Below are 16,952 nucleotides of genomic sequence, written 5' to 3' on the forward strand. Positions count from 1 at the left end.
GAAAGTTGATAATGGAGAAAATTTTACAAGTAAAAGACCTCGAGCTTTCCTTTAACACCCAAGGCGGGGAAGTTAAAGCAATACGTGGGGTTAACTTTGATCTATATAAAGGCGAAACTTTAGCAATTGTGGGAGAGTCGGGTTCAGGCAAATCTGTTACGACAAAATCCATCATGCGTTTGCTGCCAGAAAATTCAGCGGAATTTAAAAGTGGTGAAATTTTATTTGGCGGACGTGATTTGACAAAGTTGAACGACAAAGAAATGCAGAAAATCCGTGGAAAAGAAATTTCGATGATTTTCCAGGATCCAATGACGTCTTTAAATCCAACAATGCCAATTGGGCGTCAATTAACAGAGCCTTTGCTGAAACACCAAAAAATTAGCACCACCGAAGCCAAAAAAGTGGCAATTGACTTGTTGCGTCTTGTAGGGATGCCAAAACCTGAATTGCGGATGAAGCAATATCCTCACCAATTTTCGGGTGGCCAGCGCCAGCGGATTGTTATCGCCATTTCCTTGGCTTGCAACCCAAAAATTTTAATTGCAGATGAGCCTACAACTGCACTTGATGTAACAATCCAAGCTCAAATCTTGGAATTGATGAAAGATCTGCAGAAGAAAATTGATACTTCTATCATTTTCATTACACACGACCTTGGTGTTGTGGCAAACGTAGCAGATCGTGTAGCAGTGATGTATGGCGGGAAAATTGTTGAGATCGGTACAGTCGATGAAATTTTCTATAACCCTCAACATCCTTATACATGGGGCTTACTGAGTTCTATGCCATCGCTTGACACGGAAGATGCTAAATTATATGCAATTCCAGGCACTCCACCTGATTTGTTGGATCCACCGCAAGGAGATGCTTTTGCTCTACGCAGTGAATATGCACTAAAAATTGATATGGAGCAAAACCCTCCATTCTTCAAAGTTAGTGAAACCCATTCGGCTGCTACCTGGTTATTGCACCCTGATGCGCCACAAGTGGAACCGCCACTGACCGTTATTGAGCGTATGAAGAAATTCCCGGGAAGCAGATATTATGAAGGGGGCGCGGTTTAATGGCTGAAAAACTACTTGAAATTAAAAACTTGAAACAGTATTTCAATATCGGTAAAGCAAATGAAGTCCGCGCAGTAGATGACATTAGCTTTGATATTTACAAAGGGGAAACTTTAGGATTGGTTGGCGAGTCGGGCTGTGGGAAATCAACCACCGGCCGTTCAATCATTCGTTTATATGACGCCACTGATGGCGATGTTTACTATGAAGGCGAAAACGTCCATGGCAAAAAATCAAAGACGGAACTGAAGAAATTCAACCGTAAAATGCAAATGATTTTCCAAGATCCTTATGCTTCCTTGAATCAGCGGATGAAAGTTATGGACATTATTGCAGAAGGCATCGATATTCATGGACTTGCAAAAAATCCGGCTGAACGCAAACAGATGGTCTATGACTTACTGGAGACTGTTGGTTTGAACAAAGAGCACGCGAACCGTTATCCCCATGAGTTTTCAGGTGGACAACGCCAGCGTCTTGGAATTGCCCGCGCCTTAGCTGTAGATCCTGATTTCATCATTGCCGATGAGCCGATTTCCGCGCTGGATGTTTCAATCCAGGCACAGGTCGTTAACCTATTGAAGGAACTTCAAGAAGAGAAGGGATTAACTTTCCTTTTTATCGCTCATGATTTATCAATGGTCAAGTACATTTCAGATCGCATTGGCGTAATGTATTTCGGTAAGTTAGTAGAATTGGCACCAGCAGAAGAGTTATACAAGAATCCATTGCACCCGTATACGCAATCGTTATTGTCAGCTATTCCATTGCCAGATCCAAACTACGAGCGCAACCGGGTGCGTAAGTCTTACGATCCTGCAGTTCATGATTATACAAAAGCTGATGATGTGCGTATGAGAGAAATCAGCCCTGGGCATTTTGTTCAATGTTCAGAACGTGAACTTGAATCGATTAAAGCAGCTTCAGTCAGCAATTAATACAAGAACGATGTCCTCTCCGGGACATCGTTTTTTTTTGGTTGAAATCATTTTGGAATGCAAATAATTAAATACTAATGAATAGTTTTTTTAGAAAATTTTGTCTGCTTATTCAATAAATATATTTCAATTTGTCAGATAAATGATAGAATGGAAGAACAATGGATATAAAAACTATGATCAATTGGCGGTGTACAGCTCTATGCGATTATTTGTTAAATCAATCTGACTTTTGCAGAGATTATTCGATATAAAGAATGTCTTTTAAACTGGGGAAGTGGAATAAAGGGGTGCAGAGAATGAAAAAATCATGGAAGTGGCTGGCTATTTATGCAGCAAGTATAAGTTTAGCAAGTGCAGGCAGTGTCTATGCTGCGGAAGAAGACGAGGCACCAGATTTCACACCTAGAACTTACCACACTGTAGAACTTGATCCAAAAGTATTGGCTGCATCAAGTTTGTATACCTTTGATTCAGGCTTGGAATTTGCTTATCCAGATGCTGTCCGGGGAATATTTGTGACGGCTAACTCTGCAGGAGGACAACGATTCGATTCTTTAATCAATCTGGTAGATGAATCGGATTTGAATGCCATGGTAATTGATATTAAAGAAGATCTCGGGTACTTAACATACATACCTGAAGAAGGATCCCGGTTGGCTGAATTTGATATGGGACAAGCCTTAATAAAAGATCCACGAGCGATGCTGGAACGATTAGAGGAAAAAGAAATTTATCCAATTGCTCGTGTAGTTGTTTTTAAAGATACGGTTTTGGCTGAAAAAAGACCAGAACTGACGTTTATGGACGGTGATCAAGTTTGGAAAAACAACCGAGGTGAGTCATTCGTAAATCCGTTTATGAAAGAAGTATGGGATTATAATGTGCAAGTGGCCATCGAAGCAGCCAAACTTGGATTTAAAGAAATCCAATTTGATTATGTCCGTTTTCCGGAAGGATTTGAAAACCGTGCGGATAGTCTGAGTTACTCACTCGGGGACTACGAAGATGCAGATATTGATCCGATACAAAAACGAGTAGAGGCAGTTACGGATTTTGTGGCATACGCCAAAGAGCAGTTAGCACCTTATGGAGTAGAAGTGTCAGTTGATATTTTCGGTTATGCGGCTACTTTGCCGGAAGCTCCAGGCATCGGCCAGAATTTTTCGAGGATCTCAGAAAATGTAGATGTTATTTCTTCCATGATTTACCCAAGTCATTGGACATCTTATTTTGGAATCGCCAAACCGGACCTTGAACCCTATCAGCTAGTAGCTGAATATGCCAAGGTAGAAAATCAAGTATTGGATGCTTTAGACAATCCACCGGTCTCTCGGCCATGGCTGCAAGATTTCACAGCAAGCTACCTGGGATCAGGCAACTATAAGAGATATGGCAAAGCAGAAGTAGAAGCTCAAATCAAGGCGTTACAAGACAACGGAATCGATGAATATCTTTTGTGGAATGCAGGAAACTCTTATTCACCTGGAGTAGACTATACACCTTAACTGACCCTTTAAAGCTTATTATATTTTTCTTTTAAAACAGCTTATAAATATTCAGTATTGCTAGTCCTTGTTTTGAAAAACTAAGTAATTCTTAATCGTTTTAAAAATTTGTTCCGCATAAATTTTAGCTTCAAACGAAACTATTTGCTTTTTGAAACGTATTATATAGGTGTAAGAACATTTTCAAAAAGATTTTGTAACTGAGAATAAATAATTTTAGTGTAGAAGTTTACGACTGTAGAAAAAGGGGTAAAATTATATTATGTAGTTGTTTAAGTATAATGAATATATAGCTATTATGTGACAAAAAGATTGATTTTTAATTTTTTTATGGATATAAGCTATTAAATTCTCACCATACATTGTATAATGAATGTAGAGCCTCTAAACTATAATGATTCTAATTTGAAACGATTAAATAATTTTCAAGAATCCGAAAGGAAGTGCTCCACTATGATGGTTACATTATTCACTTCTCCAAGCTGCACATCTTGCAGAAAAGCAAAAGCTTGGCTTGAGGAACACGAGATTCCATATACAGAACGCAATATTTTTTCTGAGCCATTGACAATCAGCGAAATCAAAGAAATTTTACGTATGACTGAAGACGGCACAGATGAAATCATCTCTACCCGTTCTAAAATATTCCAAAAACTAAATGTTGATGTTGAGAGTTTACCGCTTCAGCGTTTATACGAATTAATTCAAGAGCATCCTGGATTGCTGCGCCGTCCAATTATTATGGACGAGAAACGCTTGCAAGTCGGCTACAATGAAGATGAAATTCGCCGATTCCTTCCACGCAAAGTTAGAGCTTATCAATTGCTTGAAGCTCAGCGAATGGTGAACTAACTAAAGCACATCAGCTGTCCGGTCTTTATGGTATTTCATAAAAGATCTTGGGCAGCTTTTCTTTATTTTAATTAGTTGCATAAATCTGTTAAGTACATTAAACTCTATGTACTTGTAACTTGTCTTAGGTGATAGGCATAAACTTTTTCTTTAGCAATGAAAAAAGTTATACTTGTAAGAAGCAATACAGCACGGCTCTGAGGAATGTTCTCTTAGTCCAAACCGTAAAGGAGAGGTGTAAAATGGAAATCGAACGTATCAACGACAACACAGTTAAATTTTACATTTCCTATCTCGACGTTGAAGAGCGAGGGTTTAGCCGTGACGAAATCTGGTTTAACAGAGATAAGAGCGAAGAGCTTTTTTGGGAAATGATGGATGAAGTTAATGAAGAAGCCGATTTCGTAATGGAAGGTCCGCTTTGGATCCAAGTCCAGGCTATGGACAAAGGTCTTGAAGTTACAGTAACACGTGCTCAATTAACTAAAGATGGGCAGAAGCTTGACTTGCCTGATGATATAGAAGAACGCCGTAAAATGTTTGCAAGTGAAGATGCGGTCACTCCGGAATTTGATGAATTCGAACCGGTTTTTGATGAGCCTGACATTAAGAAACTTGAATATACATTTGTTTTCTCTGAAGTAGAGGAACTGTTGCCAATTGCGCGCCGGTTAATGTATGTGCCAATTGAATCCGCAGTTTATCATTTCGAAAACAAGTATTACCTTTACACAAGTTTTGATGAAATCCTTCATTCGGAAGAAGACATCAAAAACAATGTCAGCATTATCACTGAGTATTTACGTATTTCACCGGTAACTGTTCATCGCCTTGAAGAATACGGCAAACCAATTTTCAAAGAAGACGCGCTCTCAAATGTACTTCATTATTTTGGTTAAGATCTCCTATTCAGGAGGTCTTTTTTTTATTGCCAAAAAAGGATCAATTCCATAGAATGGAAGAAAGGAGTGTGATCAATATACTGGTAGCGAAAACTGAACAAGATGAATTGTTTTATTTAACTGGAAAGCATACCCGAACAGAACTTCAGGAGATTCGTCTTCGAAAAAACTTTTCATGCCCTTCTTGCCGTGCCCCTTTGGTTTTAAAGGTTGGTAAAATCAATATCCCACATTTTGCACATCGAACTCTTACTTCTTGCGATACCTTCAGTGAACCAGAATCTTCTCTCCATCTCCATGGAAAACTTCTTCTTTATCAATTCTTCTCTCAGCGTAACTTTAAAGTCGAATTAGAAAGCTATATTCCCGAAATTCGTCAGCGTGCAGATCTTTTGGTTAATGGCCGTATCGCCATCGAGTTTCAATGCAGCGCAATACAAGCTGGACAACTTAAACAGCGTTCACAAGGCTATTTAAAGATGAATAAGGAGCCTGTATGGATTAAAGGCTTAAAAGATCCTTACTGCGAGGGAATCGGGTTGCTCCGGCTGAAAACACATGAACTTGAAATGAGGCAATATGCTGCTCAGTCTTTTTTCATACTGTTGTTCCATCCGACTGACAATCGATTTTATTATCACTCCAACTTGTTTTACGTCAGTGCAAATCGATGGGTAGGAAAAACCAAGTCGCTTGGAGCTGGAAATCAAGTCTTTCCTTTCGCAGTACCCAAAAAGCTGAACAAAGATGAATTTAATGTCGTGCTCGGTATTTTTTACAATCTGCAACAGCAATATATTCGAAGCCAGTTGTACATCGAAAATCGAATTAAAAGCTTATACTGCCGCTTATGTTACGAATTGCGTCTGGATATGGCCGATTTGCCGTCTTTTTTTGGACTGCCGTTACTTGGTGCCGAATGTTTCAAACAACCTGCTGTATTATGGCAATTACAGGCAGTAGCAGCTTTTGAAAAGGGGATTTCTATGGAAAAATTGGTTGCTTCAGGTAAATTGGCATTAACAGATGCATCCAAAATATCTCAAGCTGCTGAGTTATTGTCAGAATACCTGGCTCTGTATGTTGCGATAAAAGACTTTTCCTCTGAAGATTCCAGTCTTTTGGATATCACTTACCATAACTATTGCAAAAACTTGCGAAAATTGAGAAAATAAGGTGTAGTTCGTTTCCCGAAAGAATGGGACAGAGGAGGAAGTTAAATGGTAAACAAAGTATTGGCAAGAGAAGAAGTTCCAACAGAACTAACGTGGAAATTGGAAGATATATTCGAAACCGATGAACTTTGGGAAAAAGAGTTTGTGGAAGTTTCTGCAATTGGAGACAGAGCAGAGTCGTATCAAGGAAAATTGCAGGAAAGTGCTGCCGCTCTTTATGAGGTGCTGGTTTATAAAGATGAATTGACCGAGCGCTTAAGACGCCTTTATACGTATTCGCATATGCGCTACGATCAAGATACGACCAACTCGAAATACCAAGCGATGGACAGCCGTGTAAAATCGTTATTTGCGAAAGTGTCTGCTGGCTTGTCGTTTCTGACGCCTGAAATTTTGGCTTTGGAAGAGTCTGTACTAAACAGCTACGTAGAAAGTCATGAAGGATTGAACCTATACAAACAAGCACTTGAGGAATTAAACTCGCTTCGTCCACACGTGTTGCCTGCAGAACAAGAATCTTTGCTTGCGCAAATGTCGGAAGTAAGCCGTGCATCTTCTGAAACGTTTGGCATGTTGAACAATGCCGATTTGGAATTTCCAGAAATCGAAGACGAGTCGGGCGAAAAAGTCCAGATTACGCACGGCAATTACATTCGCTTCCTGGAAAGTAAAGATCGCCGTGTACGGGAAGATGCTTTTAAAGCGGTATACGCAACTTACGGCAAATTCCGCAATACCTTTGCTTCCACCTTATCAGGCAACATTAAGCGCGACAACGTCAATGCACGCATTCGCAAGTTTGAGTCTGCTCGCCAAGCGGCATTGGCTGACGATCATATTCCAGAAGCGGTATACGATAACTTGGTGGAAACGGTTAATAACAATCTTCATCTTTTGCACCGCTATGCAGCGCTGCGCAAAGAAGTGCTTGGAATCGACAAAGTTCATATGTGGGATATGCATACGCCTCTAGTCAAAGAAGTAAAAATGGAGATTCCATATGAAAAAGCTACAGGCATAATGCTTAAAGGCCTCGGAGCTCTTGGAGAGGAATATGTAGGGATTGTGCAAGAAGGCATCGACAATCGTTGGGTAGACGTCAAAGAGAACAAAGGGAAGCGCAGCGGAGCATATTCATCAGGGGCTTACGGAACCAATCCGTATATTTTGATGAACTGGCAGGACAATGTGGACAATCTGTTTACATTGGCGCACGAATTTGGCCATAGTGTCCACAGCTATTACACACGCGCGAACCAGCCTTACATCTATGGAGACTATTCAATTTTTGTAGCAGAAGTGGCTTCGACTACTAATGAAGCTTTGTTAAACGAATACATGGTAAATTCCACTGAAGACGACCAGGAGCGCATTTACTTACTGAATCATTGGCTCGATGGATTCCGGGGGACTGTATTCCGCCAGACAATGTTTGCGGAGTTTGAACACTTGATGCACAAAATGGATCAGGACGGAGAAGCGTTGACAGCTGATCGCCTGACAGAAGTTTATTATGAATTAAATCAAAAGTATTTCGGACCCGACGTGGCAGTTGACGAAGAAATAGGGTTGGAATGGGCACGAATTCCACACTTCTACTATAATTATTATGTTTTCCAGTATGCTACTGGTTTTAGTGCAGCTACTGCGCTTAGCAAAGGGATCCTTGAAGAAGGGCAGCCTGCAGTAGACCGTTATATCAATGAGTTTTTGAAGGCTGGCAGCTCGGATTATCCGATTGAAGTGCTGAAAAAAGCTGGTGTCGACATGACGCAATCAAAAGCTGTCGAAGAAGCCTGCAAAGTCTTCGAACAAAAGCTGAATGAACTTGAGAAATTATTGCTGAATAAATAATTATGTAAAAGAAGTGGACTCATTAAGTCCACTTCTTTTATTTTAGCTATTTTAAAATAACTAAAATAAAAGAATGATATTTTTAAATCAGATTAATTATGACAGATTTGTGAAAGCATTTGTGAATTATTGCATTAACTATTATTCCATGATAAGATTGGGTTGTGAAATAAATCACATACAAACATACACCCCTTTGTTTGAGCGTGAACATTTCTCCCATCCCCTTTGTGTAATATAGAAAGGCGCCTTCCGGACGTGGAAGGCGCCTTTCGCTTTGGTTACAGAAAAGCGGAAGCGCCCGTGGAGATTCGACGGGCATAAGACGATCTGGCGAAGCGGCGTTTTTTGCCGCACAGCCGGAGTAGCTTATGCCCCGAGAATCTGGGCACTGGAGTCTGGAAAATAAGAAAAGCGGAAGCGCCCATGCAGATTCGACGGTCATTTTTAAAAGGTTTATTCCATTTAAATGGATATACTTTCTGAATCTGCACGAATACTTTCTAGTTCGGGCTAAATACTTTCCACTAGAGATAAAATACGTTCCAAAAACTCTCAAATACTTTCCGAAGCCAAATCCAAGACCCAAAAAATAAGCTGTGTCCCACAAAAGTGGGACACAGCTTATTTTACTTTCCATAAAGTTTCTTTTGGCATGCAAATGCGCTCAAGTTTTTGTTGAAGCACTTGCTTTTTTAATTCGCATTCTGCGGTTTGTTCGGAAATATTGTATATAGAGGCTATTTCTTTAGTTGCCATCGTTGAGTATTTTGTAAAAAGATCATCCAAGGACGGTGGGGTTTGCCGGTTCAAGCTTTCTTCCCCCAACATTTCTTGTAAAATTGTTTGATAAACATCGTACGAATAAAGTCCGGATACTTTAACACCTTCGTCTTCAATACATTCATTGAAAAAGACGATGCTTGGCACTTCGTTGATTTCCATTTCACGGGTGATCTGTAAATCGCATTGGAAAGCTTTTGCGGTATGTACAGAATGAAAATCCAATTTGAACTCTTCCTGATCCAATTCTGCTTCTTCCGCAATTTCCAATAAGACGCTGTATGAAGAGACGTCTTTTGATTGGAGGAATAAATGCTCCTGTAATTTGTGAAGGAACCGGTTTCCTGATCGTTTTCCTTGAAGTTCTGCAGCTTTTATAGCTACTGAAGGCAAAACGGGATGTGTTAAATTATTGGTATCAATATTTGATGAGAGTACTGTTTTGTTTAAATTGGATAATTGCGTACTCAACACAATGCGCATGGAAAAATAATGGCCGTATTCAATCTGTAACTTTCGGATAATCCCCTGCAGTTCCCAGCATTCCGAATTTAACGGATCTACGAAAACATACAGTTCCATTGGTTTAAAGGAATTCGCAGGCTCACGAATTTCCTGAGCCAAGTCTAAGTTGCTCACTCCAACTCCTCCTCACTATCAGACTCATTGATCATATGATGGGCTGTTAAAACAAGGCGATTGTATAAGGTATCACGGAATTTGCCACTCAACCCAACTTCGTCCATTGCTTCACTCATACACTCCAGCCAAGCTTGAGCTCTAGCAGGCGTAATTGCAAATGGGTGGTGCCGTGCTTTGAGTCTTGGATGGCCATGTTCTTCTGAATAAAGATTCGGTCCACCTAAATATTGGGTCAAAAATTGTTTTTGTTTACGGGCAGTTTCTGAAAGGTCATTTGGAAAAATAGGCTGCAGCTGTGGATGTGCCGCTACGCGAGCATAAAATGCATCGACTAACTTTGATAATGTTTCCGCACCGATCTCTTCGTACGGAATAATAGGTTTTCCAGTCATTATCGTGTCTCCTTTGCTTTAGCTGTAAATTCATTCTAACAACGCAGCCTGAATATCTCAAACAAATCGATTGAACAGCTGGCAAATTTTAGGGTTGAAAAATGTTAATCTAGAGGATGTGCAGAAGCAGAATCCATAAAACGTGCGATTTTTTTGTTTGCTGGCCGCTCGGGTATCCCTTGCTGCTGCAAAAAATTGGCGAAGCGTTTTTTGCCTTCTTTGGCATCTGTTACTTCGAACTCGAGTTCGAAATCTTCCAGGCCGTTGTATTCGGAATGGTCCATCACCAACAAGCCGTCCAACAAATCGAATTCCACACGGTGGGTAGTCAATGTCCCAATTTTCTTTAATTCGGCAATGGATACGTTCATTTTTTGCAGGGTATCTGAGACTTCTGCCGCTTCAAACGTTTTTAAATCGAGCATGCGCCGTGCTTGTTCTTTGGTTAGTTTATCAGTAATTTCATAGTTGCCAACAGATGCCGGCGTTTTCAATGTGCACTCAAAAAGGCCGCTTTTATTGCGGATGCGCAGAGCGCTGCGCTGTTTCTTTAATTGAAAATCAGCTGTATCAAAATAATGGTTGTGCTGGGTGATGGGGCCGTCATGAAAAGCAGCGAAATCTTCCAGCAAGCGTATATACTCTTTTTTAGTCAGCATGTTTTTAAATTCGATTTCAAGTTCTTTTGTCATGGGACACCTCTTTGTAAAAATTAATTGGAAGAACTTTTGCTATTGAATAATCTGCTTGCACTAGGGTTCTTGAAAGAAGCGAAGCAGCACATCGTTTGTTCAGTTTAGGCAGTAACTTCATTATCGGATAGTTCAGTGCAAACTGCAACGAATGGCAGAGCTGTGTTAAAATATCAATAACAGGAAGCTAGAAAGGAAGTATCGATTTGCATAAACTTGTGGCAATTAACCGAACCGAAATTACTGAAAATAAAATTGAGTTCTTCATTGAAGAAATGGAACCAGCAGAAGCAATAGAAGCTTCAGGCCAAATGCTCACAGATTCTGACAATCAGGCGTTTGTCTATCTGTTGGATACGGGTACGGACTATATATATGTTCAGTTTGGCGTACATACATGGCCAGCGTTGACCAAAGCGCTGCAGCAAGAAAAAGTTCCGCTCTTGACATGGGGCAAACAAATTATGCCGCTGGCAGAGTTTCATGAAGAATTATGGATGTTGGTAGAGAACATCGAAGGCAATGACAATTACGGTGAAGCGTTCCGTACGGCTGTAGAACAGGCATTTCATGAGGCACTTGCTTCACGAACATAAAGAGAAACTGCAATCGGTGGGGAATCTCCCACTAATTGTTAGTTGATCCTACTGCCCGTTAAAGCGGGGCAAAAGAAGTGAGGAGGACCGGGGATGGGTCAATGGAATCGATTTTTAGCACCATATAAACAGGCAGTAGATGAATTAAAGATAAAATTCAAAGGCATGCGAAGCCAATTTGAGAATGACAATACCAATTCGCCGATCGAGTTTGTGACTGGCCGCGTTAAGCCTTTAGCAAGCATCTACGACAAAACCTTGGAAAAAGGCATTCCGTTTGAGCCTTCCGAAGAACTTGCCCACCAATTGCAGGATATCGCTGGAATTCGCATGATGTGCCAATTTGTTGGGGATATTGAAACGGTGGTCGGCTTGTTGAGGCAGCGCAAAGATTTGCGCATTGTGGAAGAAAAAGACTATATCTCCAATGAAAAACAAAGTGGCTACCGATCCTATCACGTGATTGTGGAATATCCAGTTCAAACGATAAATGGAGAGCAGCTGATTTTAGCAGAAATTCAAATTCGGACTTTGGCCATGAATTTCTGGGCATCAATCGAGCATTCCTTGAATTATAAATACAAAGGTGTTTTTCCGGAAGAAATTAAGAATCGGCTTCAACGTGCTGCTGAAGCTGCGTTTCAATTGGACGAGGAAATGTCTCAGATTCGCGATGAGATTCAGGAAGCTCAAGCCTATTTTACCGAATTTAAGGAATCACCCGGAACCCATTTTCGAACCGATAGAGAAGGAGGTCGACCAGAACGATGAAGTTTTATATCATATCGAGAAGTGATAAATTATCCAACGAGTTGATGGCCACTGCACGAAACTACCTGGAGGATTTTGGGATGGAGTGGAACGAAGAAGCGCCTGATGTTGTCCTGTCAATTGGCGGGGATGGAACTTTGCTTCATGCATTTCATAAATACAGTGAGAAGCTGGCAGATGTAGCTTTTGTTGGAATACATACTGGCCATTTGGGTTTTTATGCAGACTGGAAGCCGATAGAAATTGAAAAACTTGTTTTATCGATTGCGAAAAAGGAATACGAGGTTATTGAGTATCCGTTGCTGGAAGTCAGCATCCACTACCAGAATTTGGATGATCCGGCCGTTTATTTAGCGTTGAACGAGTCCACTGTCAAGTCTCCGGATGTCACGCTGGTTATGGACGTCTTTTTAAACGAACATCATTTCGAGCGCTTTAGGGGAGATGGCCTGTGCATGTCTACGCCTTCAGGGAGCACAGCTTACAACAAAGCACTGGGAGGCGCGATTATCCACCCGTCTTTGCAGGCGATGCAATTAACCGAAATGGCTTCGATTAATAATCGGGTTTTCCGGACAGTGGGATCGCCGCTTGTTTTGCCTGGCCATCATCGATGTGCTTTGCGCCCGGTAAAAGCACCTGATTTTATGGTCACGATTGATCATCTTCAATTGCTTCACAAAGACGTAAAATCGATTGAATATAAAGTAGCGAATGAAAAAGTCCGGTTTGCCAGATTCCGCGCATTTCCATTCTGGCAGCGTGTCCATGATTCGTTCATTGACAGCGAGCTGTCAGATTGAGCGCCATGAAGCCTTTTCAATTAACTTACACTGCCAAAGCTCCCAGTCTGTTGCGCGAAGCACTTACGGAGTGGGGCATCTCTAAACGCACACTGGCTTCCGTCAAATACGGCGGTGGCCGGATTTTGGTAAATGACGCAGAAGTAACGGTCAGGCATCCCTTGGAAACAGGTGATGCCGTGACCGTTATTTTTCCGAATGAAGCGCATGGAAAAGGCTTGTCTGCTGAAGACGGTGACTTGGAGATTGTTTACGAGGATGATGCATTGCTGATTGTTGAAAAGCCCCCTCTGCAAAATACCATTCCATCGCGAGAGCATCCGTTTGGGAGTTTGGCCAATATTGTCGCTAAGCATTTCAACGACCATGGCATTCCTTCTACTCTGCATATTGCGACGCGGCTGGACCGCGATACCTCTGGGCTTGTCTGCATCGCAAAAAACCGCCATATCCATCACATGATCTCACTGCAGCAGCAGGAGAAAAAGATGAAACGGCGGTACGAGGCATTGGTTCATGGAACTGTAGAACAAACTGAATTTACGATTACCGCTCCCATCGGACGAAAAAATGCCAGCATTATTGAACGGGAGGTGCGCGCTGACGGCCAATTTGCAGAAACCGAAGTCCGTGTACTCCAAAAGCTGGAAGGCTATTCGCATGTTACCCTGCAATTGAATACTGGCAGAACCCATCAAATCCGTGTTCATTTGGCGCATATCGGCCATCCGCTGTTAGGCGATGACTTGTATGGCGGCAAAAGGGACCTGCTGAACCGCCAGGCGCTTCACTGTACGGAGTTGGAATTGGTTCATCCGATTTCGGGAGATCAGCTTTTTTTCAGTTCTGTGCTGAATCAGGACATGCAGTCATTAATTTAGGTGAAGAGGTGAAAACGTTCTGGTTGATAAGGCTGCTGGGAAGGTACCGAAACAATTTCTTTTTCGGGATAGCGGAAAGCGGTTAATGTGCCTCCAAATACGCAGCCGGTATCAATATTGACGGTGTTGTTAATAAAATAAGGCTGTATAGTTGGCGTGTGTCCATAGACCACCCATTTGCTCCCTCTATAGGATTTAGCCCAGTCACGCCGGACAGGACGGCCGTCGGCATGGAACCTTCCGGTGATGTCGCCATACAACACAAAAATCGCGATGCCTTTGCTGAGCGGCTTTCCAATCATCTCAGCTTTTAATCCGGCATGTGCAATAATCAAGTCGTTTTCCAGCTGTTGGTAATGTGGAAGTTGTTCGTAAAAATGAATATAGCGTTTCCGGAATTGCTTTTTTTCCGGTTCAGGCAGTTGCTGCCATTCCGCTACCGTAACTTCGAGGCCGTGGGCGAGTTGAACATCATGGCCTTTAAAAAAACGAAAAAGTTTATTGCAATGATTGCCAGGTGAATAATAAAGCATGTCGTCATCCTGCAGCGCAAACAGCAACCTCAGCACATCAAGCGACTGTGGGCCACGGTCAATCGCATCGCCGACAAACGCCAGTCGCCGTTTTTCCGGATGCACAAACAAAGCTCCTTGTTTTTGATAGCCGAGTTGCTCGATGAGCTGCAAAAGTTCTTGGTAGCAGCCGTGAATGTCACCGATAATGTCGTATTTCATATTGGGCACCTTCTTTGTTTTAAAATTTACTATACATACCTATGGTGTAGCGTATAGAATACTATAGCAAGCAAAGACAATCTTCGGAAGGAGGGAGTATACATGGTGGAAGAAAAAGTAGTACGTGATGAAGAATTAAACGACGCGTTATTTACTGAATTGCTGATCCGCGGAGATGTTAAAGAATTCCGCGATGAGTTTTTATCGCATCATCCATACGACCAGGCAAGTTTTTATGAAAAGGCGGATTCCGCAACTAGGCAATTGTTGTATCAGTATCTCTCTCCTAAAGAGATGGCGGATATTTTTGAAGCTATTGATTTGGATGATGATGAATACGAAGATTTATTTCACGAGATGGACGCCCGTTATGCTTCTGATTTGTTGTCTTATATGTACACGGATGACGCGGTAGATGTCTTAAACGAATTGAATAAAGAACAGGTCGCCAGCTACCTGACGATTATGGACAAGGAATCGGCGCAGCAAATCAAGGACTTGCTGCATTACGAAGAGTATACAGCGGGTTCCATCATGACCACCGAGTTTGTGGCCATACCAAAAAATTCTACGGTCCGTTCGGCCATGAACATTTTGCGGAATGCAGCACCAAATGCTGAAACCATCTATTATGTGTTTGTCATTGATGATGATAAAAAATTGTCGGGCATTGTGACGTTAAGAGATTTGATCCTGGCTGAAGAAGATACGCTCATCAGTTCGATCATGAATGAACGGGTCGTCAGCGTTTCTGTCAGTGAAGACCAAGAAGAAGTGGCCCGGATGATCAAGGATTATGATTTCCTGGCTTTGCCGGTTGTCGATTTTCAAAATCATCTTCTTGGAATCATCACAGTCGATGATATCATTGACGTCCTCGAAGAAGAAGCGTCGGACGATTACTCCAAACTGGCCGCCGTTTCCGATATGGATACCTTTGACAAAGGACCGTTGACGGCTGCAAAAAAACGCCTGCCCTGGCTGCTGTTGCTGACATTTCTTGGAATGCTGACAGCGAACTTAATGGGCATGTTTGAAGCGACATTGGATGAAGTCGCGTTGTTGGCGGTCTTTATTCCACTGATTGCCGGAATGGCCGGGAACAGTGGAACACAGGCACTTGCTGTTGCTGTACGAGGCATTGCGACCGGCGACATTGAAGAACAAAGCAAAATGAAGCTGTTGTTCCGTGAAGCGGGTACAGGACTGATTACCGGTGTAGTGTGTGGTATTGTCGTTGTTGGACTCGTTTATTTTTGGAAAGATGAATTGCTGATCGGCATGCTCGTTGGAACAGCCGTGATGAGCTCTATTTTTGTGGCAACCTTGGCGGGGTCATTTATTCCGTTATTGATTCACCGCATGAAAATTGATCCAGCCGTGGCATCTGGGCCCTTTATTACCACTTTGAATGATATCATTTCAATCGTCATTTATTTAGGCTTAGCCACTACGTTTCTTAGCCGACTCTAGAAAAGTGCGAATTGCACTTTTCTTTTTTGTGAGGTATTATTAGTACCAGGTAATAATAACAGACGCAGGAGGAATGGACATGTCAATATCATTAAAAGGAAAGACTTTTGTCATTATGGGAGTAGCCAACAAACGCAGCATCGCTTGGGGAATCGCACGCTCTTTAGACCAATCGGGAGCCAATCTGATTTTTACGTATGCAGGAGAACGCTTTGAAAAATCAGTTCGGGACTTGGTGGCAACGCTTGACGGCAGCCATGAACTAATTTTGCCTTGTGACGTGACCAACGACGAAGCAGTCGCGGAATGCTTTACCGCTATTAAAGAACAGGTGGGAACGATCCACGGATTGGCACACTGCATCGCGTTTGCTAAAGGCGAAGAGTTGTCCGGCGACTTTTCGGATACATCACGAGATGGTTTCCTATTGGCGCATAACATCAGCGCCTATTCTTTGACGAGCATCGCGAAAAACGCCAAGCCCTTAATGGCAGAAGGCGGAAGCATCGTCGCATTAACGTATATTGGCGGCGAACGTGTTATGCCGAACTACAATGTCATGGGAGTTGCCAAAGCTTCCCTAGAAATGTCCGTCCGTTATTTAGCGGCTGATCTTGGACGACATGGCATCCGTGTCAACGCCATTTCTTCAGGCCCAATTCGTACCTTGTCCTCAAAAGGGGTCAGCGATTTCAATTCGATCCTTCACGAAATCGAAGAAAAAGCACCGCTTCGCCGCAACACGACACCTGAAGAAGTGGGCGATACCGCCGCGTTCCTATTCAGCGACATGTCACGCGGGATTACAGGAGAAACCATCCATGTAGACAGCGGGTTCCATATTTTATAAAACCTACAGAAAAACGCAGATTGGCCGAGTCACTGGCCA

General features: G+C 42.2%; 17 protein-coding genes. 13 read left to right on the forward strand and 4 right to left on the reverse strand.

Annotated elements, in window-relative coordinates:
* The first annotated feature begins 11 nt into the window (after nt 1-11).
* The 7 genes from AC4EHK_RS05145 to pepF all read left to right on the forward strand — a co-directional run bounded on the left by AC4EHK_RS05145 (nt 12) and on the right by pepF (nt 8,296).
* Nucleotides 12-1,067, forward strand: a complete 1,056-nt coding sequence (locus tag AC4EHK_RS05145) for an ABC transporter ATP-binding protein (RefSeq protein ID WP_490977712.1) — start codon at nt 12-14, stop codon at nt 1,065-1,067.
* Complete coding sequence (locus AC4EHK_RS05150) at nt 1,067-2,005, forward strand: ABC transporter ATP-binding protein (protein ID WP_490977713.1); 939 nt, start codon at nt 1,067-1,069, stop codon at nt 2,003-2,005. The genes AC4EHK_RS05145 and AC4EHK_RS05150 overlap by 1 nt, the downstream gene beginning before the upstream one ends.
* 299 nt (nt 2,006-2,304) lie before the next feature.
* Nucleotides 2,305-3,513 carry a putative glycoside hydrolase gene (locus AC4EHK_RS05155; RefSeq protein WP_490977714.1) on the forward strand — a complete coding sequence of 403 codons (1,209 nt, stop codon included), beginning with the start codon at nt 2,305-2,307 and terminating at the stop codon, nt 3,511-3,513.
* 456 nt (nt 3,514-3,969) lie between these two features.
* Entirely contained in the window at nt 3,970-4,365 is a 396-nt protein-coding gene (gene spxA, locus AC4EHK_RS05160) for a transcriptional regulator SpxA (protein ID WP_006829729.1), read from the forward strand.
* A 242-nt stretch (nt 4,366-4,607) separates the two neighbouring features.
* A complete protein-coding gene (mecA, locus tag AC4EHK_RS05165; protein ID WP_191713877.1) occupies nt 4,608-5,264 on the forward strand; it encodes an adaptor protein MecA in 657 nt (218 codons plus the stop codon).
* A gap of 29 nt (nt 5,265-5,293) precedes the next feature.
* Nucleotides 5,294-6,442, forward strand: coding sequence for a competence protein CoiA (locus AC4EHK_RS05170; RefSeq protein WP_490977715.1), 1,149 nt, complete (start codon nt 5,294-5,296; stop codon nt 6,440-6,442).
* Nucleotides 6,443-6,487: 45 nt separating this feature from the next.
* The gene (gene pepF / locus AC4EHK_RS05175; protein ID WP_490977716.1) at nt 6,488-8,296 is read left to right on the forward strand and encodes an oligoendopeptidase F; all 1,809 of its coding nucleotides are present in this window, start codon (nt 6,488-6,490) and stop codon (nt 8,294-8,296) included.
* Nucleotides 8,297-8,920: 624 nt separating this feature from the next.
* Here the strand turns inward: pepF and AC4EHK_RS05180 are convergent.
* The 3 genes from AC4EHK_RS05180 to AC4EHK_RS05190 form a co-directional block, all read right to left on the reverse strand.
* A complete protein-coding gene (locus AC4EHK_RS05180; RefSeq protein WP_490977717.1) occupies nt 8,921-9,718 on the reverse strand; it encodes a ClpXP adapter SpxH family protein in 798 nt (265 codons plus the stop codon).
* Nucleotides 9,715-10,113: a globin domain-containing protein gene (locus AC4EHK_RS05185; protein WP_490977718.1), complete on the reverse strand. Its 399-nt coding sequence runs from the start codon at nt 10,111-10,113 to the stop codon at nt 9,715-9,717. The genes AC4EHK_RS05180 and AC4EHK_RS05185 overlap by 4 nt, the downstream gene beginning before the upstream one ends.
* A 104-nt stretch (nt 10,114-10,217) precedes the next feature.
* Nucleotides 10,218-10,805, reverse strand: a complete 588-nt coding sequence (locus tag AC4EHK_RS05190) for a CYTH domain-containing protein (RefSeq protein ID WP_490977719.1) — start codon at nt 10,803-10,805, stop codon at nt 10,218-10,220.
* A gap of 206 nt (nt 10,806-11,011) precedes the next feature.
* Between AC4EHK_RS05190 and AC4EHK_RS05195 the strand changes: the two genes are divergently transcribed.
* From AC4EHK_RS05195 to AC4EHK_RS05210, 4 genes are all read left to right on the forward strand, one after another.
* Nucleotides 11,012-11,401: a UPF0738 family protein gene (locus AC4EHK_RS05195; protein WP_490977720.1), complete on the forward strand. Its 390-nt coding sequence runs from the start codon at nt 11,012-11,014 to the stop codon at nt 11,399-11,401.
* 93 nt (nt 11,402-11,494) lie between these two features.
* On the forward strand, nt 11,495-12,172 hold the full coding sequence (gene yjbM, locus AC4EHK_RS05200; protein WP_490977721.1) for a GTP diphosphokinase: 678 nt from the start codon (nt 11,495-11,497) through the stop codon (nt 12,170-12,172).
* The gene (locus tag AC4EHK_RS05205; RefSeq protein ID WP_490977722.1) at nt 12,169-12,975 is read left to right on the forward strand and encodes an NAD kinase; all 807 of its coding nucleotides are present in this window, start codon (nt 12,169-12,171) and stop codon (nt 12,973-12,975) included. Before yjbM ends, AC4EHK_RS05205 begins: the two co-directional genes overlap by 4 nt.
* A gap of 5 nt (nt 12,976-12,980) precedes the next feature.
* The gene (locus tag AC4EHK_RS05210; protein WP_490977723.1) at nt 12,981-13,856 is read left to right on the forward strand and encodes an RluA family pseudouridine synthase; all 876 of its coding nucleotides are present in this window, start codon (nt 12,981-12,983) and stop codon (nt 13,854-13,856) included.
* On the opposite strand, the gene prpE is transcribed toward AC4EHK_RS05210, so the two are convergent.
* Nucleotides 13,853-14,590, reverse strand: a complete 738-nt coding sequence (prpE, locus tag AC4EHK_RS05215; RefSeq protein ID WP_490977724.1) for a bis(5'-nucleosyl)-tetraphosphatase PrpE — start codon at nt 14,588-14,590, stop codon at nt 13,853-13,855. The genes AC4EHK_RS05210 and prpE overlap by 4 nt on opposite strands.
* Before the next feature lie 102 nt (nt 14,591-14,692).
* Here prpE and mgtE point away from each other — a divergent pair, with 102 nt between their 5' ends.
* Both mgtE and fabI read left to right on the forward strand, forming a co-directional pair.
* Complete coding sequence (mgtE, locus tag AC4EHK_RS05220; RefSeq protein WP_490977725.1) at nt 14,693-16,063, forward strand: magnesium transporter; 1,371 nt, start codon at nt 14,693-14,695, stop codon at nt 16,061-16,063.
* Nucleotides 16,064-16,142: 79 nt separating this feature from the next.
* Entirely contained in the window at nt 16,143-16,913 is a 771-nt protein-coding gene (fabI, locus tag AC4EHK_RS05225) for an enoyl-ACP reductase FabI (protein WP_490977726.1), read from the forward strand.
* The last annotated feature ends 39 nt before the right edge of the window (nt 16,914-16,952 follow it).

It is taken from the genome of Planococcus sp. TJ-307 (assembly GCF_058268435.1).